The sequence below is a fragment of the Pseudomonas sp. THAF187a genome (assembly GCF_009363395.1).
In the GTDB taxonomy this organism is placed as follows: domain Bacteria; phylum Pseudomonadota; class Gammaproteobacteria; order Pseudomonadales; family Pseudomonadaceae; genus Aquipseudomonas; species Aquipseudomonas khazarica.
The window spans coordinates 1684066-1704513 of sequence record NZ_CP045349.1 but is presented as its reverse complement, the minus strand read 5'-3'; the positions used below and the strand labels follow the sequence as shown (position 1 = coordinate 1704513).

Here is a 20448-nt window from a genome sequence, read left to right as displayed (position 1 = left end):
GTTTGTCCCGGTTCGCGTCCGGGCTGCCAGCGGCGGCCAGGCCACCACTGGATGATCAGGCTGGCGGCAAGCTGTAGCAGCGTTGCCAGAGCGCCAGGTAGTTCGCTTGTTCCTGCTGCCAGCGCTCGTCGCTCCAGCCCAGGCGTGGCTGGCACAGCGCACGTATGCGCGGCAACTCGGCACGCCCGCCTTCGGCCAGCAACAGGCCCAGACGGGTACGGCGCAGCAGCAGGTCGTCCAGGTGCAGCACCAGTTCGCCGTCGGCGGCCCAGGCCAGCTCGGCCCACAGGGTGTCGGTGCCGGCGACGCACGCCTCACCCAGGGCTTCGATTCGCCGCAGCACCTCGCCCAGCTGGCGACCATGGCGACCGGCCAGACGCCGCTGCTGCGCCGGGCTCAGCGACGCCATGGACGGCAAAGCTTCAGCGCGGAACACCGCACAACCGCGGTCGTCGACCGTCTTGCCGACGAAACCGGCGCAGGCCCGCAGCACCTCCAGCGCCAGCAGCCGGAAGGTCGTCAGCTTGCCGCCGGCCAGAGTCACGCACCCCGGCTCGACCCACAGCGCATGCTCGCGCTTCTCGTCCGAGGGCTTCAGGCCGACGGCGCCGTCACTCACCACCGGACGCACGCCGGCCCAGGTCGCCAGCACGTCGGCGCGGCCGACCAGGGCCTGGGGAAACTGCTGGGCACAGGCCGCCAGCAGGTAGTCGACCTCCGCGTTGCTGATGGCCGCGTCGTCATCCAGCGCCCCATCATGATCCAGGTCGGTGGTGCCGATCACCGTCGCCCCCTCCCAGGGGAAGACGAACACCGGCCGACCATCGTCCGCGTGCATGAAACTGAAGGCGTGGGCCACCGGCAGGCGCCAGCCCGGCAGCAGCAGATGGCTGCCGCGCAGCGGGCGGATCCGCCCATTGCCCGGCGTACGCAGGCAGTCGGCCCAGGCCCCGGTGGCCTGCGCCACGGCGCGACTGCGCAGCGGGTAGCGCGCGCCCGTCTGCGTATCCTCGGCGAGCACACCGACGACCTGGTCCGCCTCGCGCAGCAGCTCGACCACGCGCATGCCGTTGAGCGCCTCGCCACCGTCGCTGCGCGCCTCACCCAGCACACGTTGCACCAGGCGCGCATCGTCGGTCACCGCGTCGAAGAAACGCGTGCCACCCAGCAGGCCGTCCTCGCGCAGGCCCGGCGCCAGGTAGCGCAGTTGCTGCAGCGGGTAGAACAGGTGATTGCGCTTGCCGGCCAGGGCGTCATACAGGCTCAGCAAGCCGCCGAAGACCCTGGGGCCGGGAAAGCCGCCACGATAGTGCGGCATGACGAAACTCAGCGGCTGCACCAGCCCCGGTGCCTCGCCCAGCAGGCGCTGGCGCTCGCGTACCGAATCACGGGTCAGCGCCAGTTGCCCCTTGGCGACATAGCGCAACCCGCCGTGGACCATTTTCGACGAGCGACTGGAGGTGCCCCAGGCGAAGTCACGCTGCTCCAGCAGCAGGCAACGCCAGCCACGCCGGGCGGCCTCGCGCAGGATGCCGGCGCCGCAGATGCCGCCGCCGATCACCAGCAAGTCCCAGTCGCGCGCCGCCAGCTCGGGCAGGGCACGTTCGCGCCAGGCGGCGTTCCAGGCTTCCATGATCAGTCCTGCAGAAGCACGCCGGGAGCCAGGCGCTGTTCAGGATCGAAATGCGCGGACAGCTTGCGCAACGTGGCCATGCCCAGCTCGCCCTTCTCCTCCACCAGGTACGGCGCATGGTCACGCCCGACGCCATGCTGGTGGCTGATGGTGCCGCGATTCTCGGCGATGGTGCGGCTGGCTGCAGCCTTCAGGCGCTGCCAGCGCGACAGGGCCTCGGCGTAGTCGCTGCCCGGCCGGAACACATAGGTGGTGTAAATGCTGGAGCCCTCGCCATAGACGTGCGACAGGTGGGTGAACACATGCACGCGCTCACCGTCGCCGACCAGCTCTTCGCGCAGGCTGGCTTCGACCTTGTTCAGCAGGTTGTCGACGTTCGACCAGTCGGTGGCGGTTTCCAGGGTGTCGACCAGATAGCCGCCCTCCCACAGACCATGGCGCAGGTACGGGAAGCGGAAGCGATTCTGCTCCCACTTCTTGCCCAGCAGGGTGCCGGTGAACACCCCGCCGAAGCCCTTCAGCAGGCGCCGCGCCTGTTTCAGCGAGGCGGCGTTCTGCACGCGGCTGCCGGTGACGCCGAAGGTCAGCATGCACTTGCCGTCACGGGCGCCGCGCAACGCCAGGTACTTTTCCAGCAGGGCGATCTGCTGCGGATGCCCGGCCAGCGCCAGCTGGGTACGCGACTCGATGGCATTGGACAGGCGCAGCATGGACAGGGGGACGCGCGCCTGGGCCAGCTGGCGCACGGCGCTCAGTGCCTGCTGCCAGTCGGGCAGGAAGACACTATAGAAGCGCTCCTGCTCGGCCAGGCGGCTGATGCGCACGCGCACTTCGGAAATCACTCCGAAGCGCCCTTCCGAGCCCAGCACCAGCTCGCGCAGGTCGGGGCCGGCGGCCGAGGCCGGGAAGGTGGGAATCTCCAGGGTGCCGGCGAAGGTTTCCAGCTTGCCGCCAGCGAACAGTTGCTCGATGCGCCCATAGCGCAGGGACTGCTGACCACTGGAGCGACTGGCCACCCAGCCGCCGAGGGTCGACAGCTCCCAGGACTGCGGGAAGTGCCCCAGGGTGTAGCCGCGTGCGCGCAACTGGCTCTCGACCTGCGGGCCATTGGCGCCGGGGCCGAAGGTGGCGATGAGGCTGTCTTCGTCGATGTCGAGCAGACGCGTCATGCGCTCCAGCGACAGGGTCAGCACGGGGCGCTCGCCGGCTTGCGGATTGATGTGCCCGGCCACCGAGGTACCGCCGCCATAGGGAATCAGCGTGACGTCGTGCTGCTGCGCCCAGGCCAGCAGCTCGCGAATCTGCTCGGCGCTCTCCGGGCAGGCGACGCCATCGGGAAACAGGCCGAAATCCCCGGAGCGCATGGCCAGCCAGTCCGGCAGGCTCTGCCCACGGGCGTGGCGCACGCGCATCTCGGCGTCCTGGCTGATCGACGGGTGCGGCGCCAGGCGCGACGGCGGCACACTGGCCAGTACCTGTGCCAGGCTGGCATCGGCCAGACGCTGCCCTGGCCCGATCAGCTCGGCGAGAAACGCCTCGCCATGTGCCGGCAGTTCCACTTCGGTCGACTCGTCACCCCATCCGTTCCAGCGTCGCATTGCGTTCCCCATTCCGATCAGCACTGATGGCTGCCTATACTAGCCAGCCGTCGTCCGCCGTCACTGTCGGATTGTGACAGGCGCTGTCGCCAATCAAGACAGGCAGAGCACCCTTTCACCCAGAACAAGAAGAACCCATGGAAAACCTCGGCTACACCTCGGTTCCCGCCCTGCTCAAGTACCTGCGCCAGGCCGAGCACCTCGGCCTGGACATCGATCGCGCGCTGGCGGCGGCCGGCATCGATGCGCGCGACCTGGCCGACAATGGCAAGCGCATGCCCAGCGAGGTGCATGAGCGTCTGCTGGAACACCTGATGAGCGTTTCCGCCGACCCGCTGTTCGGCCTGCACGCGGCGCGCTTCGTGCAGCCGGGTTCCTGGAGCGTGCTCGGTTACATCGCCATGAACTGCGCCACCCTGGGCGAAGCCATGAGCCGCATCGTGCCCTACGAGAAACTGGTGGGTGACATGGGCACCAGCCGTATCGAAGCGGCCGAGGACCATGTGCGCCTGATCTGGAGCTGCCGTCATCAGGGCCCCGAGGTGCGGCGACACATGGTGGAGAACGTGCTCGCCTCCTGGCTGCTGTACGCACGCTGGATCGCCGACTCCGAGCACTCGCCACGCGAGGTGTGGTTCGAGCATGCGCAACCGGCCGGCACCACGCTCGACGACTACCAGCAGCTGTTCGGCTGCCCGGTGCTGTTCGAGCAGCCATGCAATGCGCTGCTGGTGCCGCTGGACTACCTGGGCGTCGCGTTGCGCCAGGCCGACGCCAACCTGCTGCGCACGCTGGAAGAACACGCGCTGACCCTGATGGCCGGCCTGGACGATGACGAGCCGCTACCGCGACGGGTGAAGAATGCCCTGCGCCTGCTGCTCAAGGATGGTCTGCCACGCAAGGAACGGGTGGCCGAGAAGTTCGACATGACGGTGCGCACCCTGCAGCGCCATCTGCAGCAGGCCGGCACCAGCTACCAGCAGATACTCGACGAGCTGCGCCAGGAGCTGGCCGAGCACTACCTGCTGCGTAGTGACCTGGCGATCCAGGACATTGCCTGCTACCTGGGTTTCACCGAGTCGCGCTCCTTCCACCGCAGTTTCAAGAGCTGGACCGGGCAAACGCCGGGGGAGTTTCGCGAGAACCGGCGCCGTGACAACCCGCTCGCCTAGGCGGACGCACGCGGCGTGCGCCACTGCCGCGCCAACCAGTAATCCAGACTGAACCAGCGCCCCGCCCCACTGAAGAACAGCGCGACCAGCATCACCAGGTAGGTGACGGCGAACTCGATGCCGTTGTTCAGCACCACGAACTTGCCGCTGCTCGTCAGCCAGTCATAGTTGCCGTGTTCACGCAGGATGGCGCGTGCGCGTTCCAGCTTCTGCGCAGCCGCCAGCACACGTTCGTTGGCGAAGGGCGCGGAAGGGTCGGCGATCGCCTGCCAGCCGTAGGGCCAGTGCACGGCACAGATCGCCACCAGCATGGTGACGATCAGCGGAATGCTGATCCAGCGCACCGCCAGGCCGAACAGCAGCAGAATGGCGCCACCGGCCTCGCTCAGCGCCGCGGCCCAGGCCAGCAGCTCGGGGAATGGCAGGCCAAGCCCCCAGTCCGGGTTGCCGAACCAGGCCGCCGTGGCACCGATATCGGCCAGTTTCTGCGTACCGGCCATCCAGAACACCGGCACCAGGTACAGGCGCAGCAGCAGCGGGCCGAGGAAATCCAGGCGCCGGGAATACTCCAGCGCATCCTGGAAACGATTGAGCAAAGCGATCATGACGGTCAGTCCTCGGTATAGGGAAACCAGATGTCGCGCGCCTGCCAGTCTTCCAGCAGCGCACGGGCGTTAGCGAAATAGCTGCGGTCGGCGGCCAAGCCTGCAGCCGTGGCCAGAGCCAGCTGCGCCTGCAGCGGTGGTTCGCCGGCCTGCAGGCGCAGCGCCAGCTGGTAGGCGAAGGGCGTCAGCTGCATGAAGCGCACCTGATCCTTGCCATCCCGCCAGACCAGCAGGCAGGTCGGCTCGTCAGGCGGCAGCGCAGGGCGATGTTCAGCACCGATGCGCTGGACCGGCCACACATAGGCCAGCGGCCAGGCCAGCGGCGACCAGCCGCGTTGCGGCAGCTGCGCTTCGCTGACATCCAGCGCCAGCTCCACCCATTCGTAGTGCGCCAGCTCCAGCATGAACGACGGGTCGTCAGGCTCAGAGCGGTAGCCCTGCTGCAACCAGGCGATGAACTCCTGACTGATTTCCAGGAAATAGGGGGTAGCGGCACGGTGCTCGGCGAGAAAGCCGCGCACCAGGCGTTGCCAGCGCTCGGCACCGAGCACGCCGCGCAGCACCGGAAAGGCACCGCTCACCAGGCTGGCGACATTGTTGAAGAACAGCTCCTCGTAGATCGCCATGCGCTCGGCGGCGATCCCCGGCAGCAGCCCGTGCGCATCGGGCTGACGGATGCGCGCGGCGAAATCGCGCTGCAGCTCGATCCCCTTCATGTGCCATACCTGTCGAGAGGTGCCGCGGCCTGCTGCAACGCACGGATGTGCGCCAGCTCGGCATAGAGTTCGGCCAGCGGCGGGAAGTTGAAGTCGCGCTCCAGCAGCGTCGGTCGCACGCCATGCCGCGCGTAGGTGGCACGCAGCAGGGCCCACACCGGGTCGATCACCGCGGCTCCGTGGGTATCGATCTTCAGGTCGTCGGCCTGGTCGTAGTGACCGGCCACATGCAGGTAGGCGATGCGCTCGCTGGGCATCGCCGCGATGTAGGCATCGGCATCGAAGCCGAAATTCAGGCTGTTGACGTAGACGTTGTTGACATCCAGCAACAGCTGGCAGTCGGCCCGCTCCAGCACCGCGCAGACGAACTCTGCTTCCTCCAGCTCGCCCGGCAGGCGCGCATAGGCCGAGACGTTCTCGATGATCAGTGGCCGTTCCAGCACGTCCTGCACGATGCGCACGCGCTCGGCGATGCGCAGCACCGACTCCTCGGAGAACGGCAGCGGCATCAGGTCGTAGAGCTGGCCCTCGTCGGCACAGGCCGACAGGTGCTCGCTGTAGGCCAGCACGCCGTGCGCATCGAGAAAACCCTTGATGGCGTGCAGCAGGTCCAGGTCCAGCGGTGCGAAGCCACCCAGGTTGAGGGAAAGACCATGGCACAACAGCGGCCGGCGCTCGCTCAGGGCCCGCAGCTGCTTGCCCAGGCGCCCGCCAACGCCGATCCAGTTCTCCGGCGCAACCTCCAGGAAGTCGGCGCCGCTGGCGGCATCGGCGCTCAGCTCGGCCAGCAGGCCGCGGCGCAGGCCAAGCCCGGCGCCGCTGAGAGATGCGAGTTGCATGATCCGTCCCTCGCCCTTACTCGCTCTTCTCGCCGCCGCACTTGCCTTCGCCGCATTTGCCTTCGGCGTCGGCCTTCTTCTCGGCGCCGCACTTGCCCTCGCCGCACTTGCCTTCCTGATCGGCCTTCATCTCGCCACCGCACTTGCCTTCGCCACAGGAACCTTCCTGGGCCTTCTCGGCAGCTGCCAGGCTGTAGCCGCTGGCCAGTTCCTGCGCGGCGAACGGGTTGCTCGCAGCGTGCGCGGTGAACGCCACGGAAGTCAGCAGTGCAGCGCCCAGGGTGGCAGTCAGGGTATTGAGTTGTTTCATGGTGCATCTCCATCGGTTCGATTGACGGGGCCGGATTGGCGCCCTCGCAGCAATGGACGAGGCACAGGTGCGGACGTTACAGCGGAGGGTGAAAACTTTTCCCTGGCCAGGAGGCAATGCGCGTTGAGCAGGTGCGCGACTGTCGATTACCGGCTATCCAGGAGGTCGCGGCTGAAGCCCCTCCCACAGCGGCGACGCGGGGGATGAATGGTGGTGAAAGGGAGAAAGAAAAGAAAAACCCGGATCACTCCGGGTTCGCTTCAATCGTCGTCGCGGCGCGTCTGCGCCAGACGCTCGGACAGAGCCTCGAGTTCGGGCAGCTCGCCCTCCGGCATCTGTCGGATCACCGCCTGGGTCAACTTCATCTGCCGGATGAAACGCCGGCAGTTACCGCACATGGCCAGGTGCGCGCGCACCGCGATACGCTGGCGCAGGGTCAGTTGGCCGTCGAGAAAATCGCTTGAGTGAGCGACCAGTTCCTTGCAGGTCAGCATTGGCCTGTCTCCTCGAAATGTTCCAGAGTGGCGAAGACTTTCAGGCGTGCTCGATGCAGCAGCACACGCGCATTGGAGAGCGAGATGTCGAGAAGATTACAGATCGCCTCCAACTCCAGCCCCTGCCGCTCGCGCAATATCAGGACGCTGCTCTGCAATTCCGACAGGCTGGTCAGCGTATGCTCCAGGCACTCGCGCAGCTCGTCCTCGGTCAGCAACGCCTCGGGGCTGTCCTGATGCCAGGCGTGGGGCGCCAGCAGCCAGTGGCCATCGTCGGCGAAGCGCTCCTCGCCGATGGTGCCGTGGGGCGCTGGCAGGTCGTCGAGCAGCACCTCGCGGCGATTCTGCTTGAGACGGGTCTTGGCGGTATTGGCGGTGATGGTCAACAGCCAGGTCTTCAGGCTGGCACGCCCCTCGAAGCCGCTGAGACTGCGCACCACCGCGAGCCACGCGTCCTGCACCACCTCATCGGCGTGGCGGCTGCCGACGATGGCGTAGGCCACCGCCCGCATCGCGCCCTGATAGCGAGCGACCAGCTCGCGATAAGCCTTCTGCTCACCGGCGAGCAGACGATCCAGCAGTTCGGAATCGGACATAGAACTCCCTAGGATGAAGCCTGAGCGCACGCATGAACGCCCCGCGCGCGTCAGGCATTCTTAAAGAGAGTTCAACGCTTGCGCAAAATTACACTGCCGATCGAATAACCGGCACCGAAGGAGCTTAGAACACCCAGGCTGCCTGCGGGCAGATCGTCCTGGTTCTTGTGCAGGGCGATAACCGAACCGGCCGAACTGGTGTTGGCGTAGGTGTCGAGAATCACCGGCGCCTCATGCGGCTCGGCATCACGGCCCAGCAGCTTGCGAGCGATCAGCAGGTTCATGTTGAGGTTGGCCTGGTGCAGCCAGAAGCGCTTGACGTCGCTGACGTTGAGCTGGTTTTCCGCCAGGTGCGCGGCGATCAGCTCGGCGACCATCGGGCAGACGTCCTTGAACACCTTGCGGCCTTCCTGCACGAACAGCTTGTCGCGAGTGCCCACGCCCTCCTCCGCCGCACGGTTGAGGAAACCGAAGTTGTTGCGGATGTTGTTGGAGAACTGGGTCAGCAGCTTGGTACCGACCACGTCGAACTGATGCTTGGAGGTGGCCTGGTCGGCGCGCTCGATGATCACCGCCGTGGCGGCATCACCGAAGATGAAGTGGCTGTCCCGGTCACGGAAGTTCAGGTGGCCGGTGCAGATTTCCGGGTTGACCATGAGAATGGCGCGGGCCTGGCCGGTCTGGATCGCGGTGGTCGCAGCCTGGATGCCGAAGGTGGCCGACGAGCAGGCCACGTTCATGTCATACCCCCAGCCCTCGATGCCCAGGGCCGCCTGCACTTCGATGGCCACCGCCGGGTAGGCGCGCTGCAGGTTCGAACAGGCGACGATCACCCCGTCGATGTCGGCGACGGTCTTGCCGGCACGCTCCAGCGCCTGCTTGGCAGCGCCCACGGCCATCTCGCAGAGGATGCCCCATTGCTCGTTGGAACGCTCGGGGATGCGCGGCACCATGCGCTGCGGGTCGAGGATGCCGTCCTTGTCGATGACGAAGCGGCTCTTGATGCCCGACGCCTTCTCGATGAAACCACTGCTGGACTCGCTCAGCGCCTCGACCTCGCCACGGGCGATGGCCTCGGCGTTGTCGGCGTTGAACTGCTGCACGTAGGCATTGAAGGATGCCACCAGTTCGTCGTTGGAAATGCTGTTGGCCGGGGTATAGAGGCCGGTACCACTGATCACGACGTTATGCACGGTCATTCCTCTTCTTGGCCGCCAAGGACGGCCTCAGGCAGTAGGACTGCAACGATTGCGCAGACCCAAAAAACGGGGGATAAGGGCCAAGCTCTGGCGATGGTTGGCTCCGGGCCACTGAGTGTGCCACAGGGCGTGGCCATTCGTCCTCAGCCTTTGCAGAGTGTCTATACGGGCAAAAAATGACCAGATAAAGCCGCCTGGTCTAAAGTCTAATTATGTTCCGCATCATGGGAGACCGCATGAACCTGTCCTTGCTCAGCCGCTACGCTTTCTTTGCCTTCTGCGTGCTGTTTACCCTGGGCAGCCTGCCCTTCCTCGATCACGAGTGGCTGGGAGCCTTCACCCTGCTCGGCGCCGTGCTCAGCCTGATCGGCATCGGCGACCTGCTGCAGAAGCGCCATGCGGTGCGCCGCAACTACCCGATCCTCGGCAATATCCGCTACCTGGTCGAGGGCATCCGTCCGGAAATTCGCCAGTACCTGCTCGAAGGCGACGCTGAACAGCTGCCCTTCTCGCGCTCGCAACGCTCGCTGGTCTACTCCCGGGCGAAGAACGAAGGCGCCGACAAGCCCTTCGGCACCCTCAGCGACGTCTACCAGAGCGGCTTCGAGTTCATCAGCCACTCCATGCGTCCGGCGCCGCTGACCGACCCCTGCAGCTTCCGCGTGGAGATCGGCGGGCCGCAATGCCGCCAGCCTTACTCGGCCTCCCTGTTCAACATCTCGGCGATGAGCTTCGGCTCGCTGAGCGCCAATGCCATTCGAGCCCTCAACGAAGGTGCGAAGCTCGGCGACTTCTACCACGACACCGGCGAAGGCAGCATCAGCCCCTATCATCGCGAGCATGGCGGTGATCTGGTGTGGGAGCTGGGCAGCGGCTACTTCGGCTGCCGCACCTCGGACGGCCGCTTCGATGCCGAACGCTTCGCTGCCCAGGCCTGCACCCCGCAGGTGAAGATGATCGAGATCAAGCTCAGCCAGGGCGCCAAGCCTGGCCATGGCGGCATCCTGCCCAAGCACAAGATCACTGCGGAAATCGCCAGCACACGCGGCATCCCGATGGGCGAGGATTGCGTGTCCCCGTCGCGCCACAGCGCATTCTCCACGCCGACCGAGCTGCTGCAGTTCATTGCCCAGCTGCGCGAGCTGTCGGGCGGCAAGCCGGTGGGCTTCAAGTTCTGCCTGGGTCACCCCTGGGAGTTCATGGGCATCGTCAAGGCCATGCTGGAGACCGGCATCCTGCCGGACTTCATCGTCGTCGACGGCAAGGAGGGCGGCACCGGTGCCGCGCCGCTGGAGTTCACCGACCACCTCGGCGTGCCACTACGCGAAGGCCTGCTGTTCGTGCACAACACCCTGGTCGGCAGCAACCTGCGCGACAAGATCAAGCTCGGCGCCAGCGGCAAGATCGTCAGCGCCTTCGACATCGCCCGCGTGCTGGCCATCGGCGCCGACTGGGCCAACTCGGCGCGCGGCTTCATGTTCGCCATCGGCTGCATCCAGTCGCAGTCCTGCCACACCAACAAGTGCCCGACCGGCGTCGCCACCCAGGACCCACTGCGCCAGCGCGCCCTGGTGGTCGAGGACAAGGCCCAGCGCGTCCACAACTTTCACCGCAACACACTCAGGGCGCTGGCCGAGATGCTCGCTGCCGCCGGCCTCGACCACCCCGCACAGATCGATGCCAAGCATCTGGTGCAGCGCATGTCCGCCACCGAGATCAAGCTGTTCGCCCAGCAACACGTCTTCCTCGCAGCGGGCGAGCTGGTCAGCGGCGAAATCAGTGGCGAGTTCTATGAACGCATGTGGAACATGGCGCGGGCGGACAGCTTCGAACCCGCCCTGGCCTGAGCGATAGCAACATGTCCGAGCAGATACCGCACCGACGCCAACGCTGCCCTGCGCTGACGCGTCTGTGCCTGCTCGGTACCCTGCTGCTGGCGGTCGGCGTTGCCGCCTTCGCGCAGGAACAGCGCCCACTGCGGTTCGCCGTCATCGAGGGCTGGGCCATGCCGATGATGCAGTTCGTCGACGGCCAGACGACCACTGGCATTCTCTATGACCTCTATATGCACCTGGCGCAAAAGGTTGGCCGCGACGCCGAGCTGGTGCTGATACCACGCCTGCGCGCGCAAAGCGCCCGGGCTCGAGGCGAAATCGACGTACACTGCTACGTCAACCCGTCCTGGCACCAGGACTCACACCACCAGTACATCTGGAGTCAGCCCCTCTTGGTCCACCACGACTTGATCGTGGGGCGCAGCGCCGAGCCCGACTTCACCCTGGAGAAACTTCACGGCCAGCGCCTGGGCACGGTCCTGGGTTTCAACTATCCCGGTCTGCAGGCGCTGTTCGACAGTGCCCGGGTTCACCGCGAGGATGTTCGCACCCAGGCCCTGGTGATGGAGAAACTCGAGGCCGGTCGCTACCGCTATGCGGTCAGCAACAACCTGTCCCTGGACTGGTTCAACCGCCATCGGAGCAAAGCCGAGCGGTTGCACGCGCTCGGTGAAATCAGCAGCGACCTGATCTACTGCCTCGTTCGCGACGCCCCGGACGTACCGACGCAAGCGCTCCTGGGCGCACTGGTGCAGATGAAGCAGGACGGCGAGCTCGAGGCCATCCTCGCCCGCTACCGCTAGGTGTGTAAACCCAGCACGTTGTTCAGTGGAAGCGGCGCTCTGCTGATTGGGGGCAGGTATCCGAGGCTGGCGTGCAGTCGGTGCCAGTTGTAGTGATGCAGCCAGGGCAGCAGGTGCGCTGCTCGCTGCTGTGAAGTGTCGTAGCTACGGGCATAGGCCCATTCACGCAGGCTCGTTTGGATGAAGCGCTCGGCCTTGCCGTTGGTGCGTGGCGTATAGGGCTTGGTACGGATGTGTTTCAGCCCGAGCCGAGCACACAACCGTTGAAACGCCCGGGACCGATAGCAGGCGCCGTTGTCTGTCATGACGCGCCGAAAGCAAATGTTCAGCCCGCGGTAGTAGCGCAGTGCTTGCAGCAAGGCCCGGCAGGCGCTGCTGCCACGCTCATCCGGATGCAGGCTGGTGAACGCCAGTCGGGACGCATCGTCGATAGCCACGTGCATGAACTCCCAGCCGGCGCCGTCGGAGCACTGCTGACGGTCGCCAGTGACTCGATGTCCGGGTTTCCAGAAGCGGCCAAGCTTCTTGATGTCCAGGTGCAGGAGATCGCCAGGATTGGCGTATTCATAACGCACCACCACAGGCGCGGGTTCCAGCTCAGCCAGCCGATGAAAGCCGGCCTGCTTGAGGCGGCGGGCCACGGTACTGACGGCCAGGCCGAGTATCTGGGCGATCTGCCGGTAAGTCTTGCGAGAGCGACGTAGCTCGATCAGTTGCTCGACCAGAGCGATTGCCGTGGCATGGGGGCATGAGTGCGGACGTGATGAACGATCCATCAGGCCGATCTCACCCTCTTCACGAAAGCGTCTGAGCCACTTGTAGGCTGTACGTACACTGACGCCAGCGGCTTGTGCCGCATCTTCGACTCGTAGGCCGTTGAGCATGCGCTGCACGAGAAGGGCTCGACCTCGCGGGGTAAGACGGGCATGTTTATGCAGGTTCATCCGGGGCTCCTGGAAGGCTGTGTTGGTCGCACTTCCAGAATTCCGGGAATGCCCCGGATGAACAACCTACTGAGAGATCACAACTAGGCGTCGGCCAGCACCTGCAGCACCTGCTCGACGCGCTGCGCCAGGCTGCCGGCAAGACGCGTGAACGCCCAGCCGCGCTGCTGCAGCGCCTGTTCATACCACTGGTTCTGGCGCCTCCGGAAGGTCTCGTCCTGGCGCGTGCCGTCCTGCACGAAGGGGAAGTCATCGGCGCACAGGAACACGTGGTGATAATGCCGCCGGGCAAGCTGCTCCAGCTCGGCCTCGGCGCGCCCGAACAGCTCGCGACAATAGAACAGCGTGGTCAGTGGTGTGGTGTCGCAGACCAGGTAGCGCTGACAGTGCCCGGCCAGTTCCCGCTCCCGCGCGACCTGGGTGCGACCGATCCGCAGCAGGTCGTCGTAGCCCAGCACACCGCCCTGCTGCTCCCACAACTCTCGACCGTACTCGGCGGCATGGCGCGTACCCAGCGCCTCGGCCAGCGCCAGGCCGAGGCTGCTCTTGCCGGTGGACTCGCCGCCGAGCAAGGCGATGCGCTCGACGAAGTCCGCGTAGACCTGTGGCGCCAGGTACTCGCGCAAACCGTGGACATCGGCGCGCAGACGCGTACCGGACACCGGCACCGTGACGCGTGCACGGTCGATCTCGACATGCTGCACCGGCCGCCCGAAGCACCTGGCCAGATGCGTAGCGAAACCATCGCCATAGGCTTCGCTGGTGAACACCGCATCCACCGGACGGCCGAGCACGGCCAGGCAGAAATCGGCGACGAACTGGCGCTGCGCCGCAGCGGGTGCCGATTCATGGGGAAGCTCCGCCAGCGCCACGCCTCGGGCACGCTGCTCGTCGACCCAGTCGGCTGTCACCACCCAGCTGCGCAGGTGTGGAAAGCGCGCCTGCAACCAGCGCGCGCGCCGCTGCGGCGCGCAGCCGGGCAACTCCGGGTTCGACCAACTGAGCAGCACCAGGTGCTGGCACTGCATCTGCGCCTGGCGGATCAGCCACTCGTGCCCCAGGTGCAGCGGCGCGAACTTGCCCACCACCAGGCCGCAGGCGAATCGCTGGCGCATGTCAGGCCGCCTGCGCCTCGGCCGCCAGTTCACGGCGCCAGCAGTACAGGCCATACCAGGCGTTGAACCAGAACAGCACGTAGATGAAGGCCGTCAGGTACAGCTCACGCGAGACGAACAGCGGCACCGCCAGGGTGTTCACCAGCAGCCAGCCGTACCAGGTCTCCAGCTTGCGGCGCATCAGCAGCAGTTGCGCCAGCACGCTGAAGGTCAGCACCAGCGAGTCGATGAAGGGCGCGTAGGCATCGGTGAAGTGATGCAGCAGCGCGCCGTACGCCAGGGCGACGACCACCGCGAGCGACAGCGCCAGGCACAGTTCTCGCCAGGATGAGCGAACGATGGGCAGCGCCGTCCCGCTGCGCCCGTAGAGCCAGCTCCACCAGCCCAACAGGCTGGTGGCGATGAAGAACAGCTGCAGGGTGACGTCCGCGTACAGCTGCACGCTGAAGAACAGCCAGCCGAACAGCACGCAGCCGACTAACCCGACGGCCCAGGTGTGCACCGAATTGCGTGCAGCCAGCAACACCGAGAGCAGGTAGAACAGGTTGGCGAAGATCTCCAGCGACGACGGCATGCACGCATCCTCAACGGCAGCGAATCAGCCGCGCAGCCTATCACGTGACGTACCCCACAGCCGTGCATGGATCACCTGACAACCATGGCGATCCATGCTCTGATAGCCGCCCCTCCGCACTCCAAAGGACTGGACCGCACCATGCCCCTGCTCGCCCTGCTGATCATCGCCTGCCAAGTCACCTGCGGCCTCCACGTGGTACGCAGCGGCCAGGATCGCTACTGGCTGTACCTGATCATCGCCCTGCCCGGCATCGGCTGCCTGATCTACTTTCTCGGCATCATGCTGCCGGAGCTGCTCGGCAGCCGCCGTGGCCGCCGCGCGCTCGGCAAACTGCACGACAGCATCGATCCGCAGCGCCACCTGCGGGCCCTGCGCGATGAACTGGAGATTCGCGACACCCGCGACACCCGCGTGAACCTGGCCGACGAACTGCTGCGCATGGGGCAGGCGCAAGAGGCCGCCCAGCACTACCAGCAAGCCTTGCGCGGCATTCACAGCGACGCCCCGGACATCCTCCTCGGCCTGGCCAGGGCCCGCTTCGCCCTGGGCGATTTCGCCGGCTGCCAGGCGAGCCTCGACCAGCTGATCGCGCAGACCCCCAACTTCCGCTCGGCCGACGGCCACCTGCTGTATGCCCGCGCCCTGGAGGCCCAGGGCAACGACCTCAAGGCCGAAGAGGAATACCGGGTGCTCGGCAGCTACTGCACCAGCCCCGAGGCGAACTATCGCTACGCCCTGCTGCTGCGCCGGGTCGGCCGCGAGCGCGAAGCCGTCGAACTGCTGGAGCAGATCCAGACCCACGCGCGCCGTTCCGCCCGCCACTACCGGACCCTGCACCAGGAGTGGCTGGAGCTCAGCCGCAAGGCACTGCTCGAGCTGCAACGCGACTGAACGGCTCGCCATTATTTGCGTGCATCGTTCACAAAAAACGGACGTCGCGCGCCGTTGCGCAAGACTTTGCGCATGGGTCATTGGTTAGCATCTGCCGTTGACGAAGGAACCTGCCGGCAGATGCCGGCCGCAGCATGGATGCCACAGGATGAGCGGCTACGTCCCCAATAATCGCAACGAACGTCCGGCTCCGGCACCGGAGCCCTACAACGGCGACTTCGACCGCCAGCCTGCGAGGCAGCTCGAAGGCGCTGCCGCCCAAGCCAACCGCTGCCTGGTCGGGCTGCGTTTCGTCTGGGACAACGGCGAATGCATCGGCGCCAACCTGCCCTATAGCCTCACGCCCAGCAGCGGCGGCGCCGTAAGAGGCAGCCTGGATGCCCGTGGCGGCCTGGTCCAGAGCCTCCCTGCCGGCGAATACGAAGCCCAGTTGCTGGCCGATAGCGACGTCGACAGCGATATCAGCAGCGCTCGCGCCGAGCTGCAGGCCGTGCTCGACGAGATCCTCGCGGCGGAGCGCGCCGAAGCCGCTCGCCTGCAAGCCATTCAGGATCAGCGCAGCGCAGTATCCAACTACCTGCATCGACGACTCGCAGCGGGAAAGGGATTCTTCCTTGGCGCCTGGGGACTGCTGAAGACCGTCAAGGAATACTCCGACCTGATCAACCCGTTCACCATCTTCAGCAACACCCTGCGCAGTGCCTGGCAGGCACGCGCCAGCGAGGGAGAATCCTGGCTGGCCGCCTACAACCGCCAGTTCAGTGCGGAGCAGCACCGTGAGCTGGTCGAAGCCCTGGGCTTCGACCCCAGCAGCATCACCCGCGAACAGCTGGCCGAAGCCTACGAGCTGGCCTGCTTCATCTACGAGGACGATCCCAGCAAAGCCATGCTGGGCCGCTTCGCCGTGGACTATGCACAGGCGCAGAACGCCGAGGAAGTGGCCGAGTTCAGTGGTGGCGTGCTGTTCGAAATCGTCCTCTCCGCCCTGCTGATCGTCTTCACCGCCGGCGTCGGCCTGGCCGCGCGCGGCGCGGCGTCGGTAAGCTATGTGGACAAGCTGACCCGCCTGGGCAATGCCCTGAAGCGCCTGAGCGCCGCGTTGAAGCGTGCAAGAATCAGGCGCGGGGGCAAGACAAGAGGGACAGGGACCGGGGCGCGAACGGTTGAGGTGGAACGCCCGAAGAGCCTCACTCCATCGACCGTGGATACCCCACCCACAACGCCAAGAAAACCTGTAATCGTAGAGAATGAGATTCTTGGAAAAGAACGGACTGGCAGCGCCAACAAAACAGACCCGACACATAGCTTCAACGATCTGATCGACAACTACGCAGGCGATGCTCAAAAATTCGAGATACCGACCAAAGGCCCTGGTGGCGTAACGGTAAGAACGTCAGAGCTCTATCAGATAGAAGGCAGCCTAAATGGCAAAGACGGTGTTTTCGAGTGGATTGTCGACCAGGACCGGGTCACTCATAGACGCTTCATTCCCGGTGGAAAAATAACCGGCTTTCCCAACCAGGTCCCCAGATAGCAAGGGATGATCATGAACAAATATCTCGCCGAACTCGCCAAGCTCAACCTGATTGACTGGCCAACTCTTGCGCTCGGAATAGACAACGGCTGGATCGATAAAGACGCGATATCGAGTTACGCCTTCGAACGCCTCCATCACGGTGAAACCGACGGAGACATAGCGCTGTTGGCCGGAAGCGACGCGCTTAGCGAAGACGAAGTGTCCGAGCTACTGGCAACACTGTGCAAAAAAAACAGCATCAGCACTCAGGAAGCCAATCCACTTGCCCTCGAAAAATGGCGACTGGCAATACTTTCAGAACTCCAGAACTCCTCGCTTCCCCCTGAAGAAAAACTCGAACGGTTACAGGAGCTCTACGCTGACTTCGGTTACCCAGAGGACATGGCCTCTTGCAGCATCTACGCCCAAGACGGAGCAGACCCCCTGGACGCACTACAAAAGACCATCAACACTCTTGAACAGCGCCTCACCTCCAGCAACGGATGAATTCATTCGTTACGCTCTAGACACTGTCCTTGGCGCCACAACGGCCATCGAACCTCCGATGGTGAATACGGACACAGCAAGAAACCTGACATATTCATCATGACGGGATGCGATGGATGGCAGAAGGCGCAACGACGAGTACGCAAGACGATTGACGAAAAGTGAATGTGAAACACCAGACAGAAATCATCATCGTCGCCCCGAAGAACCTGATCGTGATTCAGGATCAGTTCATCTCCCTGCCATTCACAGGCCAATGACATGTCGATCGACTACCCGTTCTATCCAGCCGCCCTGCCGTATACGTCCGTCATGGCATCGATTGATTTCAGGACGCTGGCAGACAGGAAACATGTCGTTCAGGGCGAGACAGACAGCAGCAGCCTGCTAGCTGTGTAAACCCAGGACGACCACACTGCGCAATGAGCCGTTCGATCAATTTTTTCCTCAAACGAACAGTCCCCGAGCGCGAGATTGTCATACGGCTCAACCGAGAGATCCCCGATGGGGTCGAGTCGCTCGACTATCCCAGGGAGCATGCGGCCATCTTCCTTCAATACGCTGACCACGAGGCCGAGTTCCAGCAGAGCCTGGGGCTCTCCTGGGCGTCGGATGAGCTGAGCCTTGATGACGTGCAACTGGCCATCCAGCTGGCCAATGCCCTGTCCACAGAGGTCCTGCTGGAACCTGAACACCTGGCTCTGCCTGATGGCTACACCTGGTGCCTGGCGACGATGGACAAGCAGCTGTATGCAGTCGACACCATCGACGTCGAAGATGGGATCGCTGTGAAACCGTATGCCCGGAAGATTCTGCTCACTGTCTGAAAGAGGCCATCGACTGGTTCCAGGAAACCTACCCCGATATCTGATCAGCGCAAGCGCTTCTCTGGCACCGCGCTGCTGGCTACTCCCACGCCTCCCGCTCGCCCTTCCAGGCATGCAGCGCCCGTTGCTGCGTCCCCTGCCACAGCCAGCCATTGCGTGCGCCCACCAGGGTGCTGACCGCATGCTGGCGACCGAAGCGATTGTGCCGCGCCAGCATCAGGGCGATATCGCGCAGCACGGCCAAGGTGCCGCTGTTGGACTGGAACAGCGGCGTCAGCAGGCGGCTGGCCTGACGGTAATACCGCAGGTGATCGCGACGGGCATAGCCGTAGCCGGCGAACAGTGCGTTCCAGTCGAGCGTCTCCTGGGCCGCATCGGAAGCGTCACCCAGGGCATCGGCCAGGGCAGCGGCATCGACCAGCGCCATGTTGGCGCCCTGCCCCAGCTGCGGACTCATGGCATGCGCACAATCGCCGATGGCGAGCACGCGAGCGTCGTGCCAGCGCTGCATGCGCACGTCCGCGTAGGCGGCCAGCGTCAGCTGCGCGGGATCGTCGATCTGCTGCAGATAACCGTGCGCGGCCTCGCCGGCCAGGCTGCATACGCGGCGTTTCCAGGCCTCCAGGCCGTGCTGAAGCCAGGCCTGGTGCTCGCTCAACGGCAGACTCCAGAACAGGCTGGTCAGGGCGCGGCCAGGCGCCTGGTGCGTCGCCCCCGTCGGCATCAGGCCGAACATCTCGCGGCAACCGCGGTACCACTGGCGCAACTCCCCGGACTCGCCGGACGCCGCAGTCGGCAGCATGCTCCACAGCGCACCCCAGGGATAAGGCCGCGCCCATTGGCGCACCTGCATCTGCGCGCGCAGGCTCGAACGCGTGCCATCGGCGAGGATCAGTGCAGCGCAATCGCCCAGGGGCTGCTCGGCGCCCTGCTCATCCTGCCGCACGAGTCGAACATGCCCGGCCGCCTGCTCGAAGCGGCTGACGCTCACGCCGGTTTCCATCTGCACGCCGGCACGCTGCGCGGCCTTGAGCAGGGCCGTCATCAATACGCCACGGTGAATGCCAAGGCCGAAGCTGCCTGGCTGCCAGTCGTCATAGCGGGTATCGAGTATCACCCGCCCCTTGCAACTGGTGCCGTACAGACGGCTGACAGGCGCGCCTAATGCGGTGCACTCGGCCAGCAGCCCGAGCCGCTGCAGCACCGCCAGGCCGGAAGGCTGCAGCAGGATGCCGGCGCCCACCGGCTGCAGGTGCTCGACCCGCTCCAGCAGGCGCACGGCGAAGCCCTGGCGGGCGAGAAAAATGGCCGTGGCGAGGCCGGCAGTGCCGGCCCCCACGATTGCGATCGGTAGTCCCTTCAAGGCTGTTCTCCCTGTTCTGGCCGGGAGATTCTAACCGCCGCGAGCGCCTGCTGGCGGGAACTGCCACGCAAGCGAGATGGTTCAGAGGAACATGCCGCCCGATGCCTCGATGCGCTGACCATTGATCCAGCGGCCGCCATCGCCGAGCAGCGCGGCGACGGCGGCGCCGATGTCATCGGGCAGGCCGGCCCGGCCCAGTGCGGTATTGCCGGCGACGAAGGCATTGAGCTCGGAGTTGTCGCGCACCGCGCCGTGACCGAAGTCGGTCTCGATGGCACCGGGAGCCAGCACGTTGGCGCTGATGCCGCGTGGGCCAAGCTCCTTGGCCAGGTAGCGCGTCCACACTTCGATGCCGCCCTTCATCGCCGCATAGGCGCCGTAGCCAGGCAGGGTGAAACGGGCCAGGCCGGAGGATACGTTGAGAATCCGCCCGCCATCGGCCATCAGCGGTAACAGGCGCTGGGTGAGAAAGAACGGCCCCTTGAGCTGGACCTTCAGCAACTCGTCGAACTGCGCTTCGCTGATTTCAGCGAGTGCGGCATGGATGCCGATACCGGCGTTGTTGACCAGAAAATCGAAACGCTCGGCAGCGAAGGTCTCGTGCAGGCCCTGCGCCACGCGCTGGGCGAAGTCGGCGAAGCTGCTGCTGTCACTGACATCCAGTTGCAGCATCAGGGCCCGCCCGCCCTGCGTCTCGATCTCGCCGACCAGTTGCTGCGCTTCCTCGGCCTGGCTGCGGTAGGTGCCGATGATGTCCACGCCCTGCGCCGCCAGGTGCTTGGCGGCACTGCGGCCGAGACCACGGCTGGCGCCGGTGATGAGTGCGATCTTGCGCGTCATGGTGAATCTCCTGTGACAGGTGGTGAAGGTTGATCACAGGTTATTGCTCGTATAAATACTGATAAATC

Annotated in this window: 21 protein-coding genes; 7 read left to right on the top strand and 14 right to left on the bottom strand. The window is 65.2% G+C overall.

What is annotated here, in order from left to right; translation table 11 throughout:
* Positions 1 to 55: 55 nt before the first annotated feature.
* Positions 56 to 1633, bottom strand: a complete 1578-nt coding sequence (locus tag FIV02_RS07955; RefSeq protein ID WP_152488309.1) for a glycerol-3-phosphate dehydrogenase/oxidase — start codon at positions 1631 to 1633, stop codon at positions 56 to 58.
* 2 nt (positions 1634 to 1635) lie between these two features.
* Entirely contained in the window at positions 1636 to 3231 is a 1596-nt protein-coding gene (locus tag FIV02_RS07950; RefSeq protein ID WP_047589463.1) for an FAD-binding oxidoreductase, read from the bottom strand.
* Between the two features lie 137 nt (positions 3232 to 3368).
* Here FIV02_RS07950 and FIV02_RS07945 point away from each other — a divergent pair, with 137 nt between their 5' ends.
* Entirely contained in the window at positions 3369 to 4403 is a 1035-nt protein-coding gene (locus FIV02_RS07945) for an AraC family transcriptional regulator (protein WP_152488308.1), read from the top strand.
* On the opposite strand, the gene FIV02_RS07940 is transcribed toward FIV02_RS07945, so the two are convergent.
* The 7 genes from FIV02_RS07940 to FIV02_RS07910 all read right to left on the bottom strand — a co-directional run bounded on the left by FIV02_RS07940 (position 4400) and on the right by FIV02_RS07910 (position 9156).
* Positions 4400 to 5008 (bottom strand): DoxX family protein, encoded by a 609-nt coding sequence (locus tag FIV02_RS07940; protein WP_037048706.1) that lies wholly within the window; start codon positions 5006 to 5008, stop codon positions 4400 to 4402. The genes FIV02_RS07945 and FIV02_RS07940 overlap by 4 nt on opposite strands.
* A gap of 5 nt (positions 5009 to 5013) precedes the next feature.
* A complete protein-coding gene (locus tag FIV02_RS07935; RefSeq protein WP_152488307.1) occupies positions 5014 to 5724 on the bottom strand; it encodes a DUF2063 domain-containing protein in 711 nt (236 codons plus the stop codon).
* A complete protein-coding gene (locus FIV02_RS07930; protein WP_152488306.1) occupies positions 5721 to 6563 on the bottom strand; it encodes a DUF692 domain-containing protein in 843 nt (280 codons plus the stop codon). Before FIV02_RS07930 ends, FIV02_RS07935 begins: the two co-directional genes overlap by 4 nt.
* A gap of 16 nt (positions 6564 to 6579) precedes the next feature.
* Complete coding sequence (locus FIV02_RS07925) at positions 6580 to 6873, bottom strand: hypothetical protein (protein ID WP_037048714.1); 294 nt, start codon at positions 6871 to 6873, stop codon at positions 6580 to 6582.
* 260 nt (positions 6874 to 7133) lie between these two features.
* Positions 7134 to 7367 carry an anti-sigma factor gene (locus FIV02_RS07920; RefSeq protein WP_037048717.1) on the bottom strand — a complete coding sequence of 78 codons (234 nt, stop codon included), beginning with the start codon at positions 7365 to 7367 and terminating at the stop codon, positions 7134 to 7136.
* Complete coding sequence (locus tag FIV02_RS07915) at positions 7361 to 7963, bottom strand: RNA polymerase sigma factor (RefSeq protein WP_037048720.1); 603 nt, start codon at positions 7961 to 7963, stop codon at positions 7361 to 7363. The genes FIV02_RS07920 and FIV02_RS07915 overlap by 7 nt, the downstream gene beginning before the upstream one ends.
* Positions 7964 to 8034: 71 nt before the next feature.
* Positions 8035 to 9156 carry a beta-ketoacyl-ACP synthase III gene (locus tag FIV02_RS07910; RefSeq protein WP_037049126.1) on the bottom strand — a complete coding sequence of 374 codons (1122 nt, stop codon included), beginning with the start codon at positions 9154 to 9156 and terminating at the stop codon, positions 8035 to 8037.
* Positions 9157 to 9398: 242 nt separating this feature from the next.
* Between FIV02_RS07910 and FIV02_RS07905 the strand changes: the two genes are divergently transcribed.
* Together FIV02_RS07905 and FIV02_RS07900 are read left to right on the top strand one after the other, a co-directional pair.
* Positions 9399 to 11009, top strand: a complete 1611-nt coding sequence (locus FIV02_RS07905) for an FMN-binding glutamate synthase family protein (RefSeq protein WP_152488305.1) — start codon at positions 9399 to 9401, stop codon at positions 11007 to 11009.
* Positions 11010 to 11020: 11 nt separating this feature from the next.
* Positions 11021 to 11800: an ABC transporter substrate-binding protein gene (locus FIV02_RS07900; protein WP_152488304.1), complete on the top strand. Its 780-nt coding sequence runs from the start codon at positions 11021 to 11023 to the stop codon at positions 11798 to 11800.
* On the opposite strand, the gene FIV02_RS07895 is transcribed toward FIV02_RS07900, so the two are convergent.
* The 3 genes from FIV02_RS07895 to pnuC all read right to left on the bottom strand — a co-directional run bounded on the left by FIV02_RS07895 (position 11797) and on the right by pnuC (position 14433).
* A complete protein-coding gene (locus FIV02_RS07895) occupies positions 11797 to 12744 on the bottom strand; it encodes an IS481 family transposase (RefSeq protein ID WP_152488303.1) in 948 nt (315 codons plus the stop codon). The genes FIV02_RS07900 and FIV02_RS07895 overlap by 4 nt on opposite strands.
* 83 nt (positions 12745 to 12827) lie before the next feature.
* A complete protein-coding gene (locus FIV02_RS07890) occupies positions 12828 to 13859 on the bottom strand; it encodes an AAA family ATPase (protein WP_152488302.1) in 1032 nt (343 codons plus the stop codon).
* A 1-nt stretch (position 13860) separates the two neighbouring features.
* A complete protein-coding gene (pnuC, locus tag FIV02_RS07885) occupies positions 13861 to 14433 on the bottom strand; it encodes a nicotinamide riboside transporter PnuC (protein ID WP_152488301.1) in 573 nt (190 codons plus the stop codon).
* Positions 14434 to 14574: 141 nt separating this feature from the next.
* Between pnuC and FIV02_RS07880 the strand changes: the two genes are divergently transcribed.
* From FIV02_RS07880 to FIV02_RS07865, 4 genes are all read left to right on the top strand, one after another.
* Positions 14575 to 15327, top strand: a complete 753-nt coding sequence (locus tag FIV02_RS07880; RefSeq protein ID WP_152488300.1) for a tetratricopeptide repeat protein — start codon at positions 14575 to 14577, stop codon at positions 15325 to 15327.
* 97 nt (positions 15328 to 15424) lie between these two features.
* Positions 15425 to 16861 (top strand): hypothetical protein, encoded by a 1437-nt coding sequence (locus FIV02_RS07875; RefSeq protein WP_256663097.1) that lies wholly within the window; start codon positions 15425 to 15427, stop codon positions 16859 to 16861.
* A gap of 12 nt (positions 16862 to 16873) precedes the next feature.
* Positions 16874 to 17350, top strand: coding sequence for a DUF2247 family protein (locus tag FIV02_RS07870; protein WP_152488299.1), 477 nt, complete (start codon positions 16874 to 16876; stop codon positions 17348 to 17350).
* A 422-nt stretch (positions 17351 to 17772) separates the two neighbouring features.
* Entirely contained in the window at positions 17773 to 18177 is a 405-nt protein-coding gene (locus FIV02_RS07865) for a hypothetical protein (RefSeq protein WP_152488298.1), read from the top strand.
* A 79-nt stretch (positions 18178 to 18256) separates the two neighbouring features.
* On the opposite strand, the gene FIV02_RS07860 is transcribed toward FIV02_RS07865, so the two are convergent.
* On the bottom strand, positions 18257 to 19540 hold the full coding sequence (locus FIV02_RS07860; RefSeq protein WP_152488297.1) for an NAD(P)/FAD-dependent oxidoreductase: 1284 nt from the start codon (positions 19538 to 19540) through the stop codon (positions 18257 to 18259).
* A gap of 81 nt (positions 19541 to 19621) precedes the next feature.
* Positions 19622 to 20380 carry an SDR family NAD(P)-dependent oxidoreductase gene (locus FIV02_RS07855; protein WP_152488296.1) on the bottom strand — a complete coding sequence of 253 codons (759 nt, stop codon included), beginning with the start codon at positions 20378 to 20380 and terminating at the stop codon, positions 19622 to 19624.
* Positions 20381 to 20448 lie beyond the last annotated feature (68 nt).